General features: G+C 35.6%; 21 protein-coding genes and 1 pseudogene. 6 read left to right on the top strand and 16 right to left on the bottom strand.

What is annotated here, in order from left to right:
• Nucleotide 1: 1 nt before the first annotated feature.
• From FGD67_RS21380 to FGD67_RS21360, 5 genes are all read right to left on the bottom strand, one after another.
• Nucleotides 2-2,374 (bottom strand): Hsp70 family protein, encoded by a 2,373-nt coding sequence (locus FGD67_RS21380; RefSeq protein WP_257173031.1) that lies wholly within the window; start codon nt 2,372-2,374, stop codon nt 2-4.
• 833 nt (nt 2,375-3,207) lie between these two features.
• The gene (locus FGD67_RS21375) at nt 3,208-3,783 is read right to left on the bottom strand and encodes a hypothetical protein (protein WP_257173030.1); all 576 of its coding nucleotides are present in this window, start codon (nt 3,781-3,783) and stop codon (nt 3,208-3,210) included.
• On the bottom strand, nt 3,780-4,466 hold the full coding sequence (locus FGD67_RS21370) for a hypothetical protein (RefSeq protein ID WP_257173029.1): 687 nt from the start codon (nt 4,464-4,466) through the stop codon (nt 3,780-3,782). Before FGD67_RS21370 ends, FGD67_RS21375 begins: the two co-directional genes overlap by 4 nt.
• A gap of 58 nt (nt 4,467-4,524) precedes the next feature.
• Nucleotides 4,525-4,755 carry a hypothetical protein gene (locus FGD67_RS21365; RefSeq protein WP_257173027.1) on the bottom strand — a complete coding sequence of 77 codons (231 nt, stop codon included), beginning with the start codon at nt 4,753-4,755 and terminating at the stop codon, nt 4,525-4,527.
• Between the two features lie 156 nt (nt 4,756-4,911).
• Nucleotides 4,912-5,136, bottom strand: coding sequence for an ArdC family protein (locus FGD67_RS21360; protein ID WP_257173026.1), 225 nt, complete (start codon nt 5,134-5,136; stop codon nt 4,912-4,914).
• Between the two features lie 282 nt (nt 5,137-5,418).
• Between FGD67_RS21360 and istA the strand changes: the two are divergent.
• The 4 genes and pseudogenes from istA to FGD67_RS21340 all read left to right on the top strand — a co-directional run bounded on the left by istA (nt 5,419) and on the right by FGD67_RS21340 (nt 9,167).
• Nucleotides 5,419-6,970, top strand: a pseudogene (gene istA / locus FGD67_RS21355) (IS21 family transposase).
• An 11-nt stretch (nt 6,971-6,981) separates the two neighbouring features.
• On the top strand, nt 6,982-7,737 hold the full coding sequence (gene istB / locus FGD67_RS21350) for an IS21-like element helper ATPase IstB (RefSeq protein ID WP_257172654.1): 756 nt from the start codon (nt 6,982-6,984) through the stop codon (nt 7,735-7,737).
• A 173-nt stretch (nt 7,738-7,910) separates the two neighbouring features.
• On the top strand, nt 7,911-8,510 hold the full coding sequence (locus tag FGD67_RS21345; RefSeq protein ID WP_257173025.1) for a hypothetical protein: 600 nt from the start codon (nt 7,911-7,913) through the stop codon (nt 8,508-8,510).
• Between the two features lie 315 nt (nt 8,511-8,825).
• Nucleotides 8,826-9,167: a hypothetical protein gene (locus FGD67_RS21340; protein ID WP_257173024.1), complete on the top strand. Its 342-nt coding sequence runs from the start codon at nt 8,826-8,828 to the stop codon at nt 9,165-9,167.
• Nucleotides 9,168-9,377: 210 nt separating this feature from the next.
• Here the strand turns inward: FGD67_RS21340 and FGD67_RS21335 are convergent, their stop codons facing one another.
• The 8 genes from FGD67_RS21335 to FGD67_RS21300 form a co-directional block, all read right to left on the bottom strand.
• Nucleotides 9,378-9,602: a hypothetical protein gene (locus FGD67_RS21335; protein ID WP_257173023.1), complete on the bottom strand. Its 225-nt coding sequence runs from the start codon at nt 9,600-9,602 to the stop codon at nt 9,378-9,380.
• Between the two features lie 38 nt (nt 9,603-9,640).
• Nucleotides 9,641-9,946 (bottom strand): hypothetical protein, encoded by a 306-nt coding sequence (locus FGD67_RS21330; protein WP_257173022.1) that lies wholly within the window; start codon nt 9,944-9,946, stop codon nt 9,641-9,643.
• 410 nt (nt 9,947-10,356) lie between these two features.
• Nucleotides 10,357-10,698, bottom strand: coding sequence for a hypothetical protein (locus FGD67_RS21325; protein ID WP_257173021.1), 342 nt, complete (start codon nt 10,696-10,698; stop codon nt 10,357-10,359).
• Nucleotides 10,695-11,717 carry a DUF1648 domain-containing protein gene (locus FGD67_RS21320; RefSeq protein ID WP_257173020.1) on the bottom strand — a complete coding sequence of 341 codons (1,023 nt, stop codon included), beginning with the start codon at nt 11,715-11,717 and terminating at the stop codon, nt 10,695-10,697. Before FGD67_RS21320 ends, FGD67_RS21325 begins: the two co-directional genes overlap by 4 nt.
• Nucleotides 11,718-11,940: 223 nt before the next feature.
• Nucleotides 11,941-12,339, bottom strand: coding sequence for a hypothetical protein (locus FGD67_RS21315; RefSeq protein ID WP_257173019.1), 399 nt, complete (start codon nt 12,337-12,339; stop codon nt 11,941-11,943).
• A 203-nt stretch (nt 12,340-12,542) separates the two neighbouring features.
• On the bottom strand, nt 12,543-13,493 hold the full coding sequence (locus FGD67_RS21310) for a DUF808 domain-containing protein (RefSeq protein WP_257173018.1): 951 nt from the start codon (nt 13,491-13,493) through the stop codon (nt 12,543-12,545).
• A gap of 14 nt (nt 13,494-13,507) precedes the next feature.
• Nucleotides 13,508-14,368, bottom strand: coding sequence for a DUF808 domain-containing protein (locus tag FGD67_RS21305; RefSeq protein ID WP_257173017.1), 861 nt, complete (start codon nt 14,366-14,368; stop codon nt 13,508-13,510).
• 33 nt (nt 14,369-14,401) lie between these two features.
• The gene (locus FGD67_RS21300; protein WP_257173015.1) at nt 14,402-14,746 is read right to left on the bottom strand and encodes a YajD family HNH nuclease; all 345 of its coding nucleotides are present in this window, start codon (nt 14,744-14,746) and stop codon (nt 14,402-14,404) included.
• 205 nt (nt 14,747-14,951) lie between these two features.
• Between FGD67_RS21300 and FGD67_RS21295 the strand changes: the two genes are divergently transcribed.
• Nucleotides 14,952-15,482, top strand: a complete 531-nt coding sequence (locus tag FGD67_RS21295) for a DUF962 domain-containing protein (protein WP_257173014.1) — start codon at nt 14,952-14,954, stop codon at nt 15,480-15,482.
• A 178-nt stretch (nt 15,483-15,660) separates the two neighbouring features.
• Entirely contained in the window at nt 15,661-16,545 is an 885-nt protein-coding gene (locus FGD67_RS21290) for an IS982 family transposase (RefSeq protein WP_257173000.1), read from the top strand.
• Nucleotides 16,546-16,602: 57 nt separating this feature from the next.
• Here FGD67_RS21290 and FGD67_RS21285 read toward each other — a convergent pair whose 3' ends face one another.
• The 3 genes from FGD67_RS21285 to FGD67_RS21275 all read right to left on the bottom strand — a co-directional run bounded on the left by FGD67_RS21285 (nt 16,603) and on the right by FGD67_RS21275 (nt 22,872).
• Complete coding sequence (locus FGD67_RS21285; RefSeq protein WP_257173013.1) at nt 16,603-18,807, bottom strand: GGDEF domain-containing protein; 2,205 nt, start codon at nt 18,805-18,807, stop codon at nt 16,603-16,605.
• Between the two features lie 2 nt (nt 18,808-18,809).
• Nucleotides 18,810-20,789 (bottom strand): methyl-accepting chemotaxis protein, encoded by a 1,980-nt coding sequence (locus FGD67_RS21280; protein ID WP_257173012.1) that lies wholly within the window; start codon nt 20,787-20,789, stop codon nt 18,810-18,812.
• A gap of 643 nt (nt 20,790-21,432) precedes the next feature.
• Nucleotides 21,433-22,872: a sodium:alanine symporter family protein gene (locus tag FGD67_RS21275; protein WP_257175184.1), complete on the bottom strand. Its 1,440-nt coding sequence runs from the start codon at nt 22,870-22,872 to the stop codon at nt 21,433-21,435.
• Nucleotides 22,873-22,911 lie beyond the last annotated feature (39 nt).

Below are 22,911 nucleotides of genomic sequence, written 5' to 3'. Positions count from 1 at the left end.
ATTATTCCTCCATCTCTTCGGCTTTAAAATGCAAATAACTATTTTCATCTTCTATATGTTTAGTAGAGCTTGGTGTGACATAAGAAAATGCCTCTCCTGCAATTTTAAATACTTTGGGTAATAGGCATTGTTTATCAAATGATGAAAATATATATGGCGTGGATTTATATTCTCCTACTATATTTTTTGCTTCCGTTTTGCTGTGCTCTATCAAGGTGCTTGAAACTTTATTTACATCATATTTAAGTAAAAATATTTTTAACATTACCGTTGTATCACTTTTAACATCTTCAACTTGTTTATCTAAAAACTCTAAAGCTTTGATGCTTGATTCTCGCTCTAGTATTAATGAATAGTTATAAATATATGAGGGTTCATCAGGTGATATTTCTATTGCTTTCTTTAAGCCATTTCTAGCCATAGTATCTCTGCCTAACCCTGAGTTCCCACAGTAGATCATGTTCCAAACAGAAGAATCTTGGTCATCAAAACGCCTTATATATTCTTCAGCGGTTTCCACCATGCCAATATAGTTATCTACAACTGAATGTTTCCATATCAACTGTCTAAGTGACTGCCTTTCTTTGTTTTTATCTCCTTCCTGTTTGGATTTATTGATTTTTAATTTTAATTCGCATATATCTAGTTGGTCTTTTCCGACCATTCCGATGCTATATGGATTATCAATTTGAGCTGAATCTATAAACTCATCATCAATATAAATTGCTATATCAAATAGTTTATCCTGACTAATAGATGCTTTTATTTGTACTTCCGCATTTTTAGGGAAACTCTTTTTAAGCTCACAACGAATTTCTCCGATAGGAAAATCAATTCCATTTATACAAACGGGTACAACTATGCTTTTTTGTGTTTCTGATTGGATTTCAAAATTAGGAAGCTGAACATCAATTGGTAGAGGTTGGCTTTTTTCTATAATTGGATGAAACTCGTCTCCTTTAATACGAATACCTATAGAATCACTTGTAATTGGATTAATTAAAGAAACGCCACGAGCATGATAAAAATATGAATAGATTGCAGCACCTTCTGCAACCAATTTGTCTGGTTCATTTGTTAATAACGCTTCTGCATTTATTAGTTTTTCACTAACATATGACTTCAATAATGGGTTAAAGCTACTACCTCCCACGTAAAGTACATAGCGGATATCATCAAGAGCTAGATCAGATTTTTCAATAACATCAGTTATCGATTGACTAATTGGTGTTAAACTTTTGTCGCAAAGATCAAAGCTATATTTTTTACCCGTGAATATATGACTAAAAATACGATCAAACTCATCACCGTCAATTTCAACATTATCTAAACAATATGTCGCATCATCATAACTCACAACACAGTTAGATAATTGGTACTTGATACTATTTAGCTCAAGAGTTCTAACATCTTCATCAACGGCTTTTAAACTTAACTTTTCACAAATACCTTTTTTGATTTTTTCAGCTACAACCGTTAGTTGAGGAAGTATTTTTGTCTGGATGTTATGTAGAGTAATATTTTTAAATATATCATTTGATTCTTGTAGTTTTGGAAACAAAAATTGTTCCGCGATGAGCAGGTCTAAATCATTGCCACCTAAGTCGTTGTAGCGAGAAATGGCTTTATTGCCAATACAAATCCCTGTTTCCTTATTAAAACTCACATTAAGTATGGATAGATCTAATGTTCCACCACCAAAATCTAAAACAAGGATGTTTTTGTTAGTTACATCTTTTGCCCACGACTGTTTCGAGGTTTCGCTTAATCGATTAAAATAGCCAAGAAACGCTGCGTTTGGCTCATCAATTAACATTCTGTTAGATAACTCTATTCCAGCATCTTTAGCCGCTTTAATCGTATCTCTACGTTGATTAACCTGAAATGATGCGGGGACAGTAATTACTGTGTTTTTTAAGGTTTCATCTTTTGATTTTAAGTGCATAGCCTGCATATATTTCATAATTAGGCTTGCTACTTTGTAGGGCATATTTAATCGTTGATCAATAGCATCTGGGTACATAGGAGTTACGTCTACTCCCATTTCTACTTTCCACTGATAAAATATGTTTTCTTTATAATTAAAGTCGGGATGGCCTTTTAGGTGATATAAGTTATTGCCTACATAGATTTTGTTATCAACCATTGAAACAATTGATGCGACCTTTTCATCTTCTATAGAAGTGTCATATGGGTAAGGAGATTCTTGTTTGATTTTTACAAAATTAACGGGGATTTTATTGCATGATTCAAAATCAACATCTTTAAAGTCTACTTTAGCTAAAAGACTGTATGTCGTACCTAAATCAATACCATAGCAATAATCATTATCTGATATGGCTTCTTCACTTTTTGATATTGGATATATTTTCATTTTTCATCTCGTTTATTTACTGGTTAAGTAAACAAACGAGCTGAAGACTACAGAATTAACAAAAATATTAATATTTTTAAACTTGAAGGTGTAACCTGAATCAGAAAAAGTAAAATGGGCTATTTTATTTTTATTAATCTATAAATGAGTAGTTTATATCCTTTAGTGAACTTTGCTCTAATCTTTAAAAGGCTCCCATCGACTATTTGGATTACCGTCATAATCATCTCCAATTAACTCTTCTAAAATAGTTTGAATGCATTTAGCACTAATTAACCGCCCCCCAATATTTTGAATACGCTCTTTAGTAGAAGATTGAATATCTCTATCATTTGCAAGGGGATAACAGACATAAAAGGGACTGACAACACTGTTTTTTTCTACATAATCACATAATGATTGAAGTTTTTCTTCGATAAACCCTATCTCAAAAACCTCTCCTGTATTACTGACTTCACCAGTAGCAAATATTGGGCAATTATTTACAACGTTCTTTTTTAGAATGTCCTGCCACCAACTAATAAAAAGAGCTAAAGAGTACCCTAAACCACTGCTACTGCTACCGCCAGTAAAGTTGAAAGTATCACTATTTATAGCTTGTAAGTTAATATTACTTTTATACTTACGTTTCTGGTCAATAGGGTTTAATGCTGTGAATGAAGCTATTGCAGCAGAGTCTAAATATGTAGACTGCTCACCAAAAGACTCTGTTGTTAGTGTTTTTTTAGTTTAAGACCAAGACTTGCATGAACAGCCTGCTCTGCTTCTCGTGTTACTTGTGCACGCACTATAATTTTTATAATAGTTTGTGTGCTCGTTAAGATATGCACCATCTATTCTATTACTTCAATATCTATAGATATTTTACCTTGCACAGGCGTACCATCAAGATCAATTAATTGTCCACTTCCTTCAGCCTCTTGACCTGTATCATCAATATATAACTCAGCAGTTAATAAAGGCTTATCGTTATTTGTGATAGTTAATTTTAGAGATTTTCCTTTATAAACATCAAAAGACGCACTCATTCTTTCTGAATCTGTAGGTGAAAGGTACAAATCTATTTCGTCTTTTGTACCGAATACACGACGTATATCAAGAATAAAGCCAACACCAGCAAAATTAATAGGTTGAGAAAACCAATCCGCCAATGATTTACCTGAAGCGGCGAGTAACTCTGTTTCAGCAAAACTAATGATTGATGGTGTACTTTTAGGCTTAAAGGAAAGAACATTACTAGGAGTCACGTCACCTTCATTACTTAGCTTTTGCATACATGCATCTAATGTGGCTTGTATGTCGCTAGGTATAGTGTCTTTTAATTCATTTTTTACTTCTTCTAGCATGTTGTTCATCACTTCGTCTTCATGCATTGCTAAAATTTGTTTAGTAATATCTATTGGTTTCATGAACCGCCCTCAGCATTCTCTATTTGTTCGCGTAAAAATTCTATTTGCTCATTCGCATTATTCAAAGTAACACCATGTGGCTGTGTACACATTGATACCTTTTCGACAAATCGCTTTATTTCTTGGGTTGGGTTACTTGACGAATACCCCAAATGCCCAGCTAATGCTTTTACAGGCATGTTGTAATAACTAAGTTGCCAAAAGGCTGCTTCAAAAAATGTTTTTCTATTCGCGTCATTTACATTAGAAACTAACGAGTTATAACATTGCTTAATCCAATGGTAAGCTTCGGTTACAAAAGTAACTTGCTCAGGTGTTTGAACAGGAGCCAAAGTTATTTCGCTTTCACAAACATCTTCTATCACGCTATTCTGAATATTTTCATACTTGTTACCTGATGATTGCTTTTCTGCTTTTGTTAGCTTTCTATTGATACCCAGTAAGCCTAACTGATCCATATAACAGGTATTAACGGTCAGGTTTATATAGGAGTAAATCTGCTTTTTACTCTCTTCAGAATCAAATGTATTCTTTTCAAAAAAATTTTGTTTATGTAACTTTAAAAACACTTCTTGAATGACATCCTCTATAAAGTTTTCACGGTTAGCATCTTGTATTCTTCTATATGCTGACTTTTTTATTAATAGTGCATAATGTGCAAGTTCTTTGTTGCTTGTGCCCATGTGGTGCCTGTTGTTTTGATACAAATAGATGATTGTATTAATTTACAGGCTATTTACTCTAATGCCAAATAATTTGACCTCTTTGCCAAATGGTAGAGCCATTTTTTTTGAAGCCCAAAACTTTATAACCAATTGAATTTTTATCATTTTCTAACCATACCACTTGCCCCTTTTTTGGGTTTGGGCAAGCTTGCTCCATTCGTTCAATCCAGCTATTTAAATCGCCTTTTCTACCTAATGGTTTTGGCATCCAGTTACTTTTATTGGAATTTGTATTTTGATAATGCATAGTTGTCTCTCTTTTATAAATAACTTAAGTTTAATTACCTAAGTTTGTCTGTTCATAAAGAGAAACATTGTGTTGATAGCAAAGTTAACAATTGATTTAAAATTATTTTTTAATTATGTTTATAATCACAACCACAAGAGTGACAATTAGAACAAATTAACCAATTACATTCATCGCATTGAGCTTCAGATAAGCTATCAACGGCCATTGACAATTGAAACAGTGGTTATGATATTCACTCTCTTCATCATCCTCGTCTACATTTACAACTTGATCACGAGTAAATATGTTATTTCCGTAAAATCGATAAGCCGCTTTCTGACCTTTTTTAACTTGATAGCCTAATTCTTGCCATTTTTCATATGTATGTCCTTTTGCCATTTTGTTGAGCCTCAATAAGTTTTAATATCAGAAGTTCAAACATAATGGGTATCGTAAAATTAACTGCATATTCTCTCCAGCTTTGATCACCCAATGGCATTAACTTTGATCGCTTATTCTCATTAAGCTTTGATCACTAAAATCACTTGTAAATGATCACTTTTGTGCTCTTAATGATTTTGCCGATCAAAGCTTAATACCACTCGTCACTGAGTTCATGTTTTATCAATTTTTGTAGGTATGTTAAACCGTTATCTAAATCGTTTGGTGAGGATAACAATAATGGCAACAAAACCTATATCTATGAGTAAATTACATTCTATTTTACGGCTGAAGTACTCAGCAAAGTTATCTCATCGAGAGATCGCAAGAAGCTTAAATATTTCGCCTGGCACCGTCGCAAATTATGTTAAAAAGGCGAATGAATTAGGCTTTAATCAATGGCCAATTCCAGAGGAGCAGCAACAAAATTCGTTTCTCAATACCAAACTAAGGCGCTTCTCAACACGTAAGAAAAGATACCCAACGCCTGATTGGTTAAGTATCAATAAGGATTTAAAACAACATAAACTCTTAACATTGCAGCTCGTGTTTGATGAGTTACTTGAAAAAGTGGGCGAGCCTTATTACAGCTACAGTCACTTCTGCCGTGCTTATAAGCAGTGGTTAGGTACGCAGCGGCTATCCATGCGTCAGCAGCATAAAGGCGGTGAAAAACTGTTTGTCGATTATTGTGGTCCCACAATTGCCATCACTTGCCCTACGACACAGGAAAAACGTACCGCTCAGGTATTTGTTGCTGTACTAGGCGCATCAAATTATACCTATGCTGAGGCAACCTATAGTCAACAACTTGAAGATTGGGTGATGAGTCATGCCCGTTGCTTTGAGTTTTTAGGTGGTGTTCCTGACGTTGTTATTCCCGACAACCTCAGAAGTGCGGTGAGTAAAACTTGTCGCTACGAGCCTGACCTAAACCCGACATACCACCAGCTAGCAGAGTACTTTAATGTCGCTGTCATACCCGCTAGACCTTATAAACCCAAAGATAAATCCAAAGCTGAGGTCGGTGTACAAATTGTAGAGCGTTGGATCATGGCGCGTTTGCGTCACCAAACCTTTTATAGTTTAGCGCAATTAAATCATGAAATAGCAAAGTTACTTGACGTGATGAACAATAAGGTGATGAAGCAATACCAACAATCACGCAAGCAGCTATTTGATTTAGTCGATAAAAATGCATTAAAACCATTGCCTGAGAACCCTTATCAATACACACAAATCAAAACGGTGCGTGTACACATTGATTATCATGTTGACATAGAAAAACACTACTACAGCGTGCCACATCAATGGGTTAAGAAACAATTGCGTGCACACATCACCAATCAACTCGTACAGCTTTATCATCACGATACCTTGATTGCGCAACATCCAAGGTCGAACCGTTTAGGCGGACATACAACACAGGCACATCATATGCCAAAGGCGCATCAAAAACAGCATGAGCAGTCACCAATAAACTTACGCTCATGGGCATTGAGTATCGGTGATTATACCCATCAGGTTGTTGAATTACTGCTTAATAGAAAACGCCATCCTGAGCAAGCTTACCGCAGCTGTTTAGGCGTGTTGAGTTTAGCTAAAACCTACTCAAAACCACGCCTCGAACAAGCATGTTATCGGGCAATCAGTATGAATACGACCACGCTTAGATCAATTAAACAGATATTAAAAAAAAGGGTTAGATCAGCAACCCTTACCCACACAGCAAACAGAGCCAGAAAAATCAGTCAAACATAGCAACATACGTGGCACAGATTACTACCATTAAGGAATACCAACATGATAGACACCATTAATCAGCAACTTCAACTGCTCAAGTTATCGGGTATAAAGCAAGCACTCAAGCAACAGCTTGAACAGCCAAACCTATATCAAGAGCAAAGCTTTATAGAGCGCATCAGTTTATTGCTCACACATGAAATTGATACACGTGATGAAAGAAAAATCGATCGACTTGTACGACAAGCTAAATTCAGGTTACCGGGTCAATTAAACCAACTCATTTACTCGCCGAAGCGCAACCTAGATAAAACGCAAATACGTAGTCTCAGCCAAAGTACCTGGCTGAGTTTACATCAGAATATATTAATCACGGGCGCAACAGGTTGTGGCAAAACATACCTAGCGTGTGCCTTAGGCCATGAACATTGCCTACAAGGTAAAAGCGTTTTTTATATTCGGCTAAAAGAATTACTTGAAAGTCTATTCCTAGCACAGGCCGATGGCAGTTATCGAAAGTTACTGAGTAAACTCATTAAAGTCGACTTACTTATTTTAGATGATTGGGGGCTTGAGCCACTCAGTGCTCAACAGAGAAGTGACTTACTTGAATTAATTGATGCGAGGTATGGTTATAAATCACACATCATTATTAGTCAGTTACCACAGGAAAACTGGCATGAAATGATCGGAGAATCAACGCACGCTGATGCTATTTTAGACAGGCTTATTCATGGTGCAATCAAGGTGAATTTAAAAGGAGAATCGATACGAAAACAGTTAAATAAATTGACTGATGATGATCAGTTAAGTTAGTTTAAGAATGGCTCTACAAAATGATAAATCAAGTGATCAAAGCTGATGAGAATCGGTGATCAAAGTCATGAGAATACGCAATTAACAATTTTTTATTTATTTTGTTAATTTCATGGTTATAGACGTGTTTATTTAATAGGAGACATTTGAGTTAACACACTGAGGATAAGGTTATGCGACATAGATTTTCATACTTCTCTAATCATGCATTGCAACGAATAAAACAAAGAACTTTATTAGAGCCTAATGAAATAGCGGACATCATAGATTTTGGATTAGCTATAAATACAGGAAAGGAAATTATTTTTGAAAAGACTCACTGGTTAATTTATAGCATCAAAGATGAATGCTATTTTTTTATTATCCAAGATAAGTTCACTGGTTTAGTGATAACCCTTTTACCCACTCAATACCATGACAACCTTGCTTGGTCAGTTGATAATGAAAGTTTTGCACAAGCAAAAAGCAATATTGAACAAAATGATATATCTGAAAAACAACTAGAATTCTCAAAGCAATTTAATATAGAAACAACTCAAAACATTAAAGTAAAAATTCGATATTTAGATTTAAACAATGAAGCTAAAACTAAAACCTTATTTAATTTGCCTGCAATTGAATATAATTATGATTCTTACAATGTGCCAATAGACAATTCTTTTAAAAACAATATAAATCAACATTTAAGAACATACGAAATCAAGGAATCAAGTGTTTTTGCAGTATTACTTAGTTATAAAAAAAATGATCCCCCACGAATACTAACCTGGTAAATGCATAATAATTGTTGTTTCACTAACACTGATTAAATCATCGCAGCGAAATTTTGTGTGGGAGGGACTTTAATCTCTCGTTGTTCAATTATTAGTTTCCCTAGTAATATGTGCTTATTTAATTGTTGATTAGCTTAAAGAACAAAGCGCTAACATATTAATAACAAAGGTTATTCTAATTTCAACGTTGCAGTTCCAATAATTTACTTTCACCAGTATAGTAGGAGAAACAATTCAGGAAGTGCCTAAAATCCAGGCTGTATCATCACTCCAAAGTTTATTTATTCGATTCAATATTTATCAAAAGGGAAATTCATGAGCATATTTCGACCATTACTAGAAGGTTTCAAGTCTCTATCAAAAGCAACTAAAAACTATTATTCCGCTTGGTCTACGCTAGGTAGTGCCTTTAAACTAAAAGCAGAAGCAGAACTCTTGGACGCTGTGTGTAAGAAAATGAAAATCGATGAAAAATATTCACAGTTTTCAGATAAAGAGGTTGAGCAAGCTAAAGAAGTTATAGACGCTCTAAGTGATAAATTAAAGAATGAAAGACATCAAATTATATTGCTTTCTATACCATTGATTTTGTTTTTACTTTTAATGTACACACTTACACAAGTAGTTTTTGAGGTTCTCAGGATAATCTTTTCCTAGTCGAAATATGGAAATAGTGACATTTTTACTTATCTAACCAAAGAAAATATTTAACGAAATACAGCACTGTTACAACAGAAACAGTATCGCTTGGCTGGATGCCTAAAAGCGTCCGTATCTTAGTTGTCTTCAATTAGGTGTTCATTAGAGAGTACGTATGACCACTTCAGGCTCTTAACCAAAAGTTAATCTATTTGGCTATTAGCCCCATCATTTTTCACTACCATTTTCACGCTCAGTCAAAAAATCATCAGATACACAACCCTCTTCATCAATGTATAAATTCCAGCTTTTCCCTTCGTAAATACAAATCAAATCAGCCAAACGATGAAGTTCATTGCCCTCAGCGCTATAATATTGAGCACCCCAAAGTTGTTCTACGCGCTTAAGAGCAATACTAAGCTCACTTTGATTGATTATTTTATTTGCTGACAAAATATCTCTTGCTGCAATTTTTAAATCACTGTCGTGCTTCAAATTTTTAGCTTCTTTTTTGATTGCGTTATAGCATCAAATATATTGTGATATTCAAGTTTGTTACCGTTTTCAGTATCAGGCTCAGTAACAGTCAAGCTATCACCGCACATGTCGCTAAAGCACTTTTGACAGAGGTCAATACTGATTTGGTTACCATCACCGTGAATACTCCCATAACCACACGGATGATTAATACTGATAAACTCATGAAATTCAAAATCATCAGGGGTTGCTTGCTCACCGCATGCATCACAAGTAAGTTTAGAGATAACTTTCACAATTTTGTCTTCAAAATTTCGCATGATTTTTCTCAGCTTCCTGTTGATTCTGTAATAATATTAACTTCTCTGGGTACTTTTTGGCGGACAATAAAACAAAACCATCTTCGTTCAATAAAATGCATCGCTTAAGTGGGTGATTATCATTATCTAACCTTCTTATTATTGAAATCAGATCTCGCTTAAACCGAGAGAACTTTAAAACCTCACAAGTCAGATTAATAATCTTAAAATCATATTTACCTTGTTTTTTGAATTCAATTTCATCACCAACTTCGAAATATTCACCAAGATTATATTTCTGAAATGGAAGTAACACATTACTATCTGAATCGGCTTCAAGTGCTTCTAGGCAATTAGTTCTTTTGACTTCAAAGTTTTATTGAGATGATCAATTGATACTATTATTGCTCTTTTATTTTTCATTAGTTTACTCAATGTAGCTTACGTTCATCATTTCTTTGTGAAGCTTGTCTCATGTGTAATATCTCGTCAGGTGAAAACAAGCAATCGCTCATCAGTACATATTCAGCAAACGTAATATCTAACTTTTCGGCTTCAGCGTTTACGACATAGGTGTTGCCACTTTTCGTTGTATATTTAGATCGCTCTTGAGAATCAATGGATGACGTTATAACTCGAAAATTGTTCTCAAAACGATTAGTTTCATCTTTGATAACAAAACCCAAGAGAAATTTTCCAAAAAGTTTTTTCTCGTCACCTTGAAATTCAAAAACAGATAATATCGTTGCTTTTTTTAAAAATGTTTTTGTCATAATGCATTCTCAAGAAAATCGACATGAGCAAATGGTCTAACCCAAAAAAAACATAAACCTAATTCAAATTTAATTGGAAAAAGACACGCATCTTCATGACTTAGGAGGTTGTTTTTAATTTGATGACAAAGTTTGGGTAATCGAATACGATCTTCCTCAATATCATCTATGATCTGGCATTCTAAAGTTAGTTTTTGCTGGGCAATATTTAAGATAAACGTCTGTTTTTCTGTGGTGCTTTTTATTAAGAAATTTATTTCCGGTAATGGTTCAGTTTTTTTCAATGGAATTGTTGGGCAGAGCGGGAAACCAAATACAGTATATTCATCTCCATCTATATTAAAATGGGTAGGTATCTCATCTGGATTACCATTATCAGCTTTTGTTAAAAGAGCTGTAGAGTGTATGAACCAGTCGATGTGAGGTTCGATGTTTTCATAAGCAACATTGTCAGATTGTTTAATTTCACTTTTTATTTGCTCAACAAAAGTATCAACTGATAATTCAGTTAATTTAAATTTAGTAGCAATTAAGCGAAAAGGTACGCTATTCAGTTGCAAATCAGAGAATAAAACTGATTTGTTATTTGATAATGTTTGAAAATAAGGCTGCCATTTAAAGTTAAGCTCAGTTGCTTCAATTATGTATTTTGACTCATTTTCAAGACCAAAAAGTTTATATAAAATTGATATTAACTGAACTCTTGTGATGTTTATTATTACCTGCTCTTCGATTCGAAGAGCCATTTTTTCTATTTCTTGATGAAGTTCATTAATGAGGTGTTGATCATCGATTTCACAGATGAGTATATATTTAAGCCCATTGTTCTCTAATAAGTAAGAAAGCTTTATCTTTACTCCTTCGTCTGAAATTGTCGAGGATAGATCTTCAAAATTAAAACATTGATAAATCGCTTTCGCCAATAGCTCTTTGCCGAAACCAGGTGGTAAATTAAGATGCTTTTCTAGAAATTTTGTTTGCAGGTTTAATTTATAAATTAATTGAGATGTTGAGATCATATTTTTATCCATGTTTGCGATCAAAATATTGACCTACAACGCCAACTTTGATCTATGAATAAAAGTAAACTTTACGGATGCGCGGCTTCATCGTTCACGCCCAAAAGCTAAATTTGACGTGTGTAGGTATAGGCAGTCCGTACCGCCTTTTTTGCTAATATAATCGAACATTGCTAAGGTGTAAATAGAGCGAATTATACGTATATGTATAATTTAAAAGAAATTATTTTATTTTTCGTTCAAAATCATGTAGTTCAATTCCGAATAAATTTATGATTATTTCTTCATTTCCTTCAAAGTTAGGAAACCTCGCATTAAAGCGAGCAATAATACTAGCTATATTTTTATTGAGTAGTTTAAAAAGGAAAATATCGGCTTTAGGATGAAGAGCCGAAAGGACTAAAAATTCATTATCAAATTTCTTTGATTTTAGAGAAGTTAATAAATGTCCCCAACCATCACAGTCATAAACAATGATAGAGAGAAGTTCTTGGGCTTGCCCAAGGGAAATAGATTGGATTTTTGAAAACCGTTTTGCTTGTCTTTTAATATTTAGAACTAATTCGTCATTTTTCAGTGACATTTTTTCACCAATATAAAAATACAATAACATTGAGTCCACGCACTCTCCGTCATGTAAATTCTTATTGGGTAATATTCGCCAGGCGAACTGTTTTAAAACTCCAGAGTAAATCCATTTCGTCCGCGATATAAGTGGGAACTGGCCTCTCTGAAAGCCTATATTGATATGATAACTGACAAAATTGTTTAAATTCAATATTTAATCGAATAAAACTTTACTTGGATACTTAAAAACAGAAAACTCTAATTAACAAAAATATCTTTAGTTTTTTTAAACATCTTGAGAATAAACAAAACCATTAAACCTGCTATAAAGCCAATAATAGAGTTAAGCAATGCTGCCGAAAATGTAGATAATATAGAGTTTATTGAAGGTAGGATATTTACCCCTTCTACTGCATGCTCAACAAAATGGTGTAAAAAAGGAATTGCATGTACCAATATGCCACCACCAACTAAAAATACAGCAGCAGTACCTATCACAGAAAGACTTTTCATTAGAATCGGAGAAAACCTTAGTAAAAATCTACCAACGGTTCTTTGAATAGTATTGTACCGACCACTGACTGACTTTCTTAAAAGATAAAGTCCCATATCATCAAGTTTAACTATCAGCGCCACAACCCCATAAACCAAAACTGTAAATAGAATTGCCATTAACGACAATACCATAATTTGAGTCTCAATAGGTGAAGCCTGCACTGTTCCTAAGATAATTACTATTATCTCGGCAGACAGGACAAAATCGGTTCTAATAGCTCCTTTAATCTTGTCTTTTTCAACTTCAACTAGGTCTATATCTTTATCCAATAGATCTGATACTTTTTTATCATGCTCTAATTTTAGCTCTTCACTAGAATGCAAAAATTTATGAAGTACCTTTTCAACTCCCTCATAAACCAAAAAGAGTCCACCAAGTATAAGCAAGTAATTGATTAACCAAGGTGCGACTGCGCTAATTGCTAAAGCAGCAGGAACAAGTATTAGCTTATTTAAAAAAGAACCTTTTGTTACCGCCCAAACTACAGGTAACTCACGTTCAGCTTTAACTCCAGAAACTTGTTCTGCATTTAATGCAAGGTCATCACCTAAAACCCCAGCAGTTTTCTTCGCTGCAACTTTTGACAATATAGCAATATCATCAAGCACAGTTGCAATATCATCTATTAATGTAAGTAAACTTGAACCAGCCATCAAAAAATTCCTTTTTAAACCAAAACAAAACCACTATGTAAATTAGGAATGCTAGAATTTTGACACATACCCTTTGATTTTATTGTAAAAAGCAAACTTTTACATGTTATTTTTACATTTTCTATTGAAATATAAACCAAAAACATCGCGATAGTGCCAACAATAGTCAATAGCTTCATTAAAAATGGCGCAAAAATCAATAGGCCACGTCCAATAGACCTTTGCAGCGCATTAAAACCACCTGACACAGACTTTCTCAGTAAATATAGACCTAGGTCGTCCAACTTAACGATCGCTGCCACAAGTCCGTAAACCCCGACCGTAATCGCAATAGCTAAAGCCGAAATAACCATCACTTGCGTTTCAAAAGCCGCTTCTTTAACCGAACCAAGTGCAATAACAACAATCTCTGCAGAAAGAATAAAGTCAGTACGAATAGCGCCTTTAATTTTTTCTTTTTCAAGCGCAATAATATCGACATTTTCTTTATTAACTGCCTCAATCACCGCTTGATGTTCTTGTGCCAATGCTTGTTGGCTATGGACAAACTTATGAAAAACCTTTTCAAAGCCTTCGAAACAAAGAAATAAACCACCAATAACTAATAAAACCGTGATCAAAGGCGGCATAAATGCACTGATCAGTAAAGCAGAAGGCACTAAGATCAATTTATTTAAAAAAGAACCTTTAGCAACCGCCCAAACAACAGGCAACTCTCTATCAGCTTTAACACCCGAGACTTGTTCGGCATTTAACGCTAAATCATCACCGAGCACACCAGCAGTTTTTTTAGCTGCAACTTTCGATAAAATAGCTACATCATCGAGTACCGTTGCTATGTCATCAATTAATGTTAATAAACTCGAACCTGCCACTGTCAATTCCTTTTATCGGGTTAGCCTATAGCATTACTTTTTCAATAATGACTTTAAATCTGCAAATGGATTATATGTTGCGGTATCTTGATTACTATCGCCAGCTTTAACTTCTGTTTGATAATTTGCATGTTCGGTATATTTGGCATGTTCATTATCGTGACAATAGATGCAAAGTAATTCCCAGTTACTACCATCATTAGGATTGTTCGTATGATCATGGTCCATATGATGCACTGTTAACTCTTTAATATTGGAATATTCAAACGCACGCGCACAGCGACCACATACCCATGGATATAATTTTAATGCGCGATCACGGTAACCTTGCTCTTGGCGTTTATAATTAAGGCTAGAGCCTAATTTATCTGAAGACATAATATTAACTTTTTCAATAACTAATGCCGTTATTGTATGAGTAAGATCGTATAACTGCAATACGATAAAGTTAATCAGCTGGCCAACTCAACGTTGCTAATCAAGATCACACAGCACCTTAAGCCGATTTAACACTGGTCAGCTCTCTTTACATATTAACCATTACTTGCCATTATATTTAACAAAATAACAATAAGGCACTGTCATGAAAACAGTCGAAGTACAACTCGCAAACTACAAAAGTGTGCATTTTAATAAACATAATATTAAAACTCATTTTATTGGCATACCACTTATCGTATGGGCTATTACCTTATTACTGAGCTTACAGAGTATCACCATTGCAATCGATGATAATGTACTAACTTTTACCCCTGCGATGGTGCTACTTAGCATCAGCGTAGTTTATTATTTTACCTTACACGCGAAATTAGGCTTTGGCATGCTGATTTATGTGCTCGTTAACATTTACCTTGCTAGCTTAGTGTCGACAATGGAATATGCCTTCTGGCTGGCCATAGCTACCTTTATTATTGGCTGGATAATTCAATTTATTGGCCATATTTACGAAAAAGCTAAACCGGCATTTTTAGATGACATTATGGGCTTGGTTATCGGGCCGCTATTTCTGATGGCTGAAGTATATTTTGCCCTTGGCTTAGAAAAGAAATTGCATAATGAAATTACGCCAATGGCAATAGAAAAACGTCGCTTACTTGAAAGCACTAAATCGTAATTTTTAATATTTTATATTACAGAATATTTGTTTAATAAAACTTATCGAGTGGATTATTTTATTAAGAAAGACTATTTAACCTCAGCTCGGGATAAGAATTAATTAAATTGAACTAAGTGCCCGTTCCACGATCCGATCTTTCGACCAAGAAAAAACAGAAAGATAATAAGGAACGGGCATGAATAAACTAGTTGAAATATTCTGTGATGTCGATGATTTTTGTCGCGTATTTATCCCACAATGGGAGAAACAATTAATTGCTGATGGAAGTATCAAGCGAAATCGTCCATGCCGTATGGCTATGAGTGAGATAATCACTATATTAATTGCTTTTCATACATCAAATCATCGCGACTTTAAAAATTATTATAAAGGTTATATTACTAAGTTTTATCGTTCACATTTCCCTAGCTTATTGAGCTACACTCGATTTTTAGAAGTGATGCCTAAAGCGGTCGTTCCACTTTCTAGCTACTTTTCAATACTTAAAGGTGAGTCTACAGGTATTGAGTTTATTGACTCTACAAGCATAAAAGTATGCCATAACTTAAGAATTCCTAGACATAAAACATTTGACGGTATAGCCGAACGGGGCAAAGGAACAATGGGTTGGTTTTATGGGTTCAAACTACATTTAGTCACTAACTTTAGAGGTGAAATAGTTGAGGCTAAATTAACTACTGGCAATGTTCACGACACAAAGCCCGTATTAGCCTTAGCTAAAAACTTAAAAGGGAAGTTATATGCAGATAAAGGCTATATAAGCAAAAAATTAACAGTTGGTTTGAAGGAAAAAGGAGTTGATTTGATAACAACCGTGCGCCGTAATATGAAAGCCAAAGCTATGTCGTTATGGGATAGAGCAATGTTATCTAGACGGTTTATTATTGAAACGATAAATGATCAATTGAAGAATATATCTCAAATAGAGCATTCGCGTCATCGTAGCCCTAATAGTTTTATGTTGAATTTACTGGCAGGTTTAGTGGCTTATTGCCTTAAAGAAAATAAGCCAACCCTTAATATTAGTGACGTAGAGAAGAATGCTATGGTTAGGGCTTAACCCGATCTGAGGTTATTTAGCATTGCCTAGCATCATTTTACCTTTAAGCGCACTAGCCTAAGTATTTTGTCTTACGGCAATATAAGCAGCTAAATCTATTGCGTTTAAAGGTTTTGAATATAGATAACCTTGAATTTTATCACAACCTAATGCTTGCAAGGTATTAGCTTCAGCTTCATTTTCAACGCCTTCAGCTAGCACTTCGAGGCCGAGATTATTTGCCATGGCAATAATGGTTTTAACTAACACCGCACTTTTCGTTTTCTTATCCAGATCAATAACAAAGCTACGATCTATCTTTAACTTGTGTAACGGCATGGTATTTAAATATTCTAATGATGAATAACCGGTACCAAAATCATCAATGGCAATTGAAAATCCACACTGACTCAGTTTATTTAAGATCTCGATACTGGCATTAGGGTCTTGTAATAATGAAGTTTCAGTGATTTCCAACTCAATTTGACTAGGTAAAACCTGAAATTCATTTATACAGCGCATTAAATTATCATAAAAACGATGAACTAATAGCTGTTGCGGTGAAATATTGATACTCACTTTAGCAATATTTAGCCCCTGTTTATTCCATTGCGCAACTTGGTTAAACACTTGTCGAATAATATTTTCACCTAAAGACACCATCAATCCATTAGATTCAGCAATAGGAATAAACTCGACCGGAGAAACCGTTCTATTCAGCGCTTTAGAGTGCCAACGAACTAAAGCTTCAACCGCAAAAAGTTCTCCAGATAAACGGTTTATTTGGGGCTGATAAACCATGGTGAATTCTTCAGCATGTAGCGCTTTTGTCATGGCATTATGAATTTTCTGCACATCACTAAATTGCTGATTAATTTGGGGGGTAAAAACGGCAAAAGTATTGTTTTGTTGTCGACTAATACTGGACAATGCTGAGAACGCATTATCAATCAAAGTTTCAATATCATTACCGTGTTCAGGAAAGTCACAAACACCGATCCTAAAGTTACAATAAATTTCACCTCCAGCCACCTCGTATAATTTAGACAGTGCTGAGGTCAGTGCCGTTAGCAATTGCTTATTATCATCTTCGCTCAACTGATAATAAGCGATATAACGACTCTCTGAAAAGTTGCCAAGCAAGGAGCGTTCGGTTAACTGCAATTGAATGCGCTCTTTTATTTTATTTTGTAGTAAATTAACTGTTGTTGCCGGATATGCCGCAGTAATACGATTAAAGTTTTCCATATTAATAATTAACAAGCGACCTGGAATATTAAATGGCAGAAAGTCTTGAGTAATTTGTTGTTTAAAGTGCTTTTTACTGGGTAAACGCGTAACACTATCGAGTTCAAGATAGTTAAAAAGCGGAGCGAGTAAATGCCGATTGGATAAATACAAGGCAAACATCACCACAATATAAATCAACAAGAACTTTATCAGTAACGTCAGCGTATCTTGGTAAATTTTTTGTGATATTGCGGCTTTAGGTACGGCAAAAACAATACGGCTAGCGATATGGTCAATTGAATTTGTTATATAGAAAAGCTGCTCTGAAGAGCTTGTTGCTGTTCTTAATCCTGTGGTAATACCCTGCTTAATAATACTTTTGACTTCATCCTGCCAAATTAAGTCAACATTTTGTATTTTCGGTAAATCAACGTTACCGTCCTGATCAACTAAAAATGCCTTACCGGCCATGCCCAGATCAATATCACTTAGTACTGCTAAGACATAATCGAACTTAAGATGAGCGGTGGCTAAACCGACAAACTTGCCGTGTTGTGTTATTGGTGATGTTACAGCTAGCAGTGGTTGCTTATCATTATCAACACTGATGTAAGGTTTACCAAACCGGGCTGTTTTAGCTTTTTTACCTTCAATATACCAAGGACGATTTCTGGGGTCATAGCCAACAGGCACTTGCCAGTTGGCTATGCCATAGTAACCGTCTGAATCCATGACATAGCCTAAATATTCTAAGCCATTATGATTAGGGTGGCGTTTCAAAAAGTATTCAAAGCCCGGATGTTGTTCAAGTTCAACATCTGACAAGTCAAGATGTAAAGCAAAGTGATTGACTTGCTCTATCGTCTTTTGCGTTAAATAATTTAACTTAACCGCGACTAAATTTGCTTTTAGCTGTATTTCTTGTTGAATCGCAACTTCTAAGCGGTTTTTTACATGGAAATAAGCCACCGTTGTTGAAGCTAATAGCCCAACGAGTAACAAGGCAACAAAGCTAACAATGAGTTTATTTTTATTACTGATCCGTAGCATCATATTTATACACGAAACCGGCTTGCTAAATCCTGCATTGAGGTTGCTAGGTAAGCTTGTTCTTTCGCTGTTGCAGCTATCTGCGCAGCCCCAGCAGCTGTCTCAGTTGATTTTTGTTCGATATCAACAATGTTCTGTGCTACATCTTGAGTTACCACTGATTGTTCTTCAATTGCAGTAGCAACTTGCTCTGTCATGGAAAAAATATGACCAATCGCTGCCGTTATCTCTTGCAAGGTACTTTCAACATTTTTTGAATTCTCAACCGCTATAATAGCTTTTTGTTGGCTATTTTCTATCACTTGGTGGGCAGCGCTAGCATCTGCCTGTAAGGAGCCAATAAATGCTTCTATTTCCGAAGTAGATTCTTGGGTTCGTTGAGCCAAGGTTCGAACTTCATCAGCAACAACAGCAAAGCCTCGGCCTTGCTCTCCTGCTCTTGCAGCTTCAATAGCAGCATTAAGCGCTAATAGATTTGTTTGCTCTGCAACCGACTTAATAACGTCAACCACTTTAGTTATATCGCTGCTACTGGCATGTAAGCTATTAATCTTTTGCGCTAAACTGTCAATTTCTGCAGACAATACTTCAATGGAGTCATAAGATATTTTTACCACATCAAGACCACTTTTTGCTTGGCTATCAGCCTCTTTTGTCGAATCTGCTGTAACTTGCGTATTATTGGCAACCTCTTTCACTGTTGCAGACAGTTGCTCGACCGCAGCCGCTATAACGCCTATTCCTTGTTGCTGTTCCATTAATGTCTGAGCATTATATTCACATGTGGTGGAGGTTTCTTCGGCAGCGGCCGATAAAGTTAAACTAGCATTCGAAATTTCATTAATGGTATTTGAAAACTGCTCTAGGGTGAGATTTAGTGCAATAGATATTTGTCCTAGCTCGCTCTTCCCTTGTAGCTTTGTTCGCACTGATAGATCATTTTCATTACGTACCATGCCCAATACATGGGTCAATTCATTTACTCGCGAGGTTAAATCTTTAATTGAGGCTATGGTGATTATTAGCACTAAAAATAAGACAATGACGGTAGTAATCACATCAAAAAGTAGGGCATTAAATGCTCTAGTATGAGCAGTTTCCGCTAAGGTCAGTAAATTATTAGCCACTCTATCTTCAACATCTTTCAACTGCCCTATTCTCAGTGTTGCCTGTTGAAACCAATAGACGGCATCAACAGAAAAGTCAGCCTTGCTATTCTCTGCTATCTTACGTAATTTTATCACTTCCTTGGCGGCCGGATGAGACATTTTTTCTTGATAATAGCGAATATTTTCAGCGTTAGTCGACGCTAGGAAGTTAGCCATATAAGTATTTTGCTCAGTGACTAAGGAGATAAACCGCACAAATATACCGGTTTTAAATTCATCTAAAGCAAAAGTATTACTCATCACCGCCCGTTCAATGCCGGCACGCTCCTTACCTTGCAAAAAGTTATAATATGCCATGGTTTGCTTGGTAAGATTAGCATCAGTACTGAGTTCAGCAATCAGCGTTGAAACAGACAACAACTTGCTATTAAGATTGGTGTAATAGCTAATCGCTTTTGCGCTATCTATATCTAAGCGACTCACTCTTGTTCGTATAGCATCAAGTTTTGCTAGCTCTGTCGCTATATCTTTATTTAATGCAATAATGAGCTCATGTTCAAAGCTGTTAATCGCTAAAAAAGCATTACGCTTAGTTTTTTTAACATCGCTTGCGATACGTTGCTTATTGAGTTCATTGCTGAAGCTTTGCCCTTTCGAGCCTAAATATCCAGCGGTGGCTCCTCGCTCTTTTTGTAATTCGTGAACAAGTTCACTATAAGTGATGGAAAGTCGAGTCAACTGAGCCAAGCTTTCCATCTCATGATTAGCAGTATAGTGTTGTTTGATGGTTAAAGTACTTAACCATATAAAGCCAAGAAGTGGCAATGCCAGCAAGAGAAATATTTTGTTTTTGAAAGAAATATCAGAAAACGTCACAACTTATCCTTTTAATAAGAGTAATTTAAAGTTTTAGGAGTAAGTTACACAAAAGCGAAAGTCAAAGGTAGGTGAAAGAATAAATTTAACGATAAGTTAAAAGTAACTCTATCACTTACTTATGGTTTGATTTTTGATATAAATCAACTATTTTCTTAAAACAAAGGTAAATCATTATTATAGAAAATTATTTAAAACTAGCAATCATTCATTAGTCTAATGTACTCAGGTTAAAGTTCGTTATAGAGCGTAGAGTCTAACTTGTATAGCAAGCTATAATATTAATAAATGCCTAGCAAGACATGATATTAGAAAGCGAATGTTAGCACTAGCTTTAATATATCTAAGCCACCTCAGTATGACTATATAATGTTATACCAAGTTTATTAAGTTTCTTTCCACTCAGCGCTTACCAGCGTTGATTTTAAAAGACTTACAGGCCGTGTTATTGATTTCGATAAGGCTCTCACAGGGATGTGAGTCATTAGAACAACGCAGGAGCAGTTGTCGAGAATAACCATTATCTTCAATCAATGCCTTGCCTACATGGGACGTAGGTACTTAGGTCCAGTCTGGAACTGTGAACCTGTGCCGCTAAACCTTTAAATTTCACTGAGTGGGAACAAACTTAGTAAAATGGGTATTATTTATGCCAAATTCCCGGTTCTACTTTACCTTGAAAAATAATATCCGTGCTTTTAAACTCCATACTAGCGGCACTGACATTTTCAATTTTACGCTTAGCATTATAGTCACGGGTTAATGCAACAATGGTCGGTGTAAGTTGAACAATGGCGACAACATTAACTAAAGTCATAAGCCCTAAGGCAACATCGGCCATACTCCATACTTGTTTCAAACTCGCGCTCGCTCCCCAAAACACCATGGCCAAATACATGACGGTATACAAGCTACGACCAATCTTGTTATCAAGCTTAAAAAAGTGCAAGTTACTTTCGGCATAAGCATAATTTGCAACAACCGAAGTAAAAGCAAATAAACTGATCGCCGCAGAAACGAAATAAACACCATTTTCACCTAAGTGATGAGTAATAGCATTTTGCGTTAAACGAATACCTTCCATTTCGCCACTAATATTGATATCAGCAAGCAAAATAATAACCGCAGTACAAGTACAGAGCACCATAGTATCTAAGAATACCCCTAACATCTGCACATAACCTTGGGTGACGGGATGATTAGGTACTGGCCTAGCACTAGCAGCAGCATGCGGTACACTACCGGCCCCAGCTTCGTTAGAATATAAGCCGCGTTGAATACCATTTTTGATAGCAGCGCCTAACATACCAGCCCCAGCCTCTTGCAAGCCAAAAGCAGAGCTTATAATGTCATATAACATCGCGGGTACTGCCGATATATTCATCAGCGTGATAGTCACGGCGACTAAAATAAAGGCAAGCCCCATAAAAGGGACAATTAGCTCAGCAAAGCGTGCTATACGCTTTAATCCACCCAGTACAATGGCGCCAGCAAGCAGGGTGATCACCGCACCGGAATAGATACTTGGAATATTAAAAGCATGATTTAACGAATCAGCAATGGTATTGGCTTGCATCGCACTAAAGCTAAAACCATAACCTAAGAATAAACAGAGTGAAAATAGAATAGCCAACCAACGTTGGTTAAGGCCTTGTTGAATATAATAGGCGGGGCCACCTCGGTATTCTTTCTGGTCATCACTAACTTTATAAAGCTGACCTAAAATACTTTCAGCAAAGCCTGTCGCCATGCCGAGTAAAGCGATCATCCACATCCAAAAAATTGCACCACTCCCCCCAAGTGATATTGCTACCGCAACACCGGCTAAATTGCCGGTCCCTACGCGAGCTGACAAGCCAATAAATAACGCTTGTAGAGAACTTATTCCTGAATTTTCTGTTTCGTCATCATTTGCTTTTCCGCTGTTTTTCATCACAGAAAACATATGACGGAAGTTAAAAATTTGCACCAATTTTAACTGGTAAGAAAACCAAAATCCGGCAAACAGCAAGACATAAATAAGCAGTTGCCCTTCACCCCACAAAATATTATTGATGCTCGCAACAATCTCTTCAAAACTCATCATAGTTAATTCTCATTCCGTATGTTTTCTTCTCTATGG

The organism is Colwellia sp. M166 (genome assembly GCF_024585285.1).
GTDB lineage: Bacteria > Pseudomonadota > Gammaproteobacteria > Enterobacterales > Alteromonadaceae > Cognaticolwellia.
This window is presented reverse-complemented; position numbering and strand designations above follow the sequence as displayed.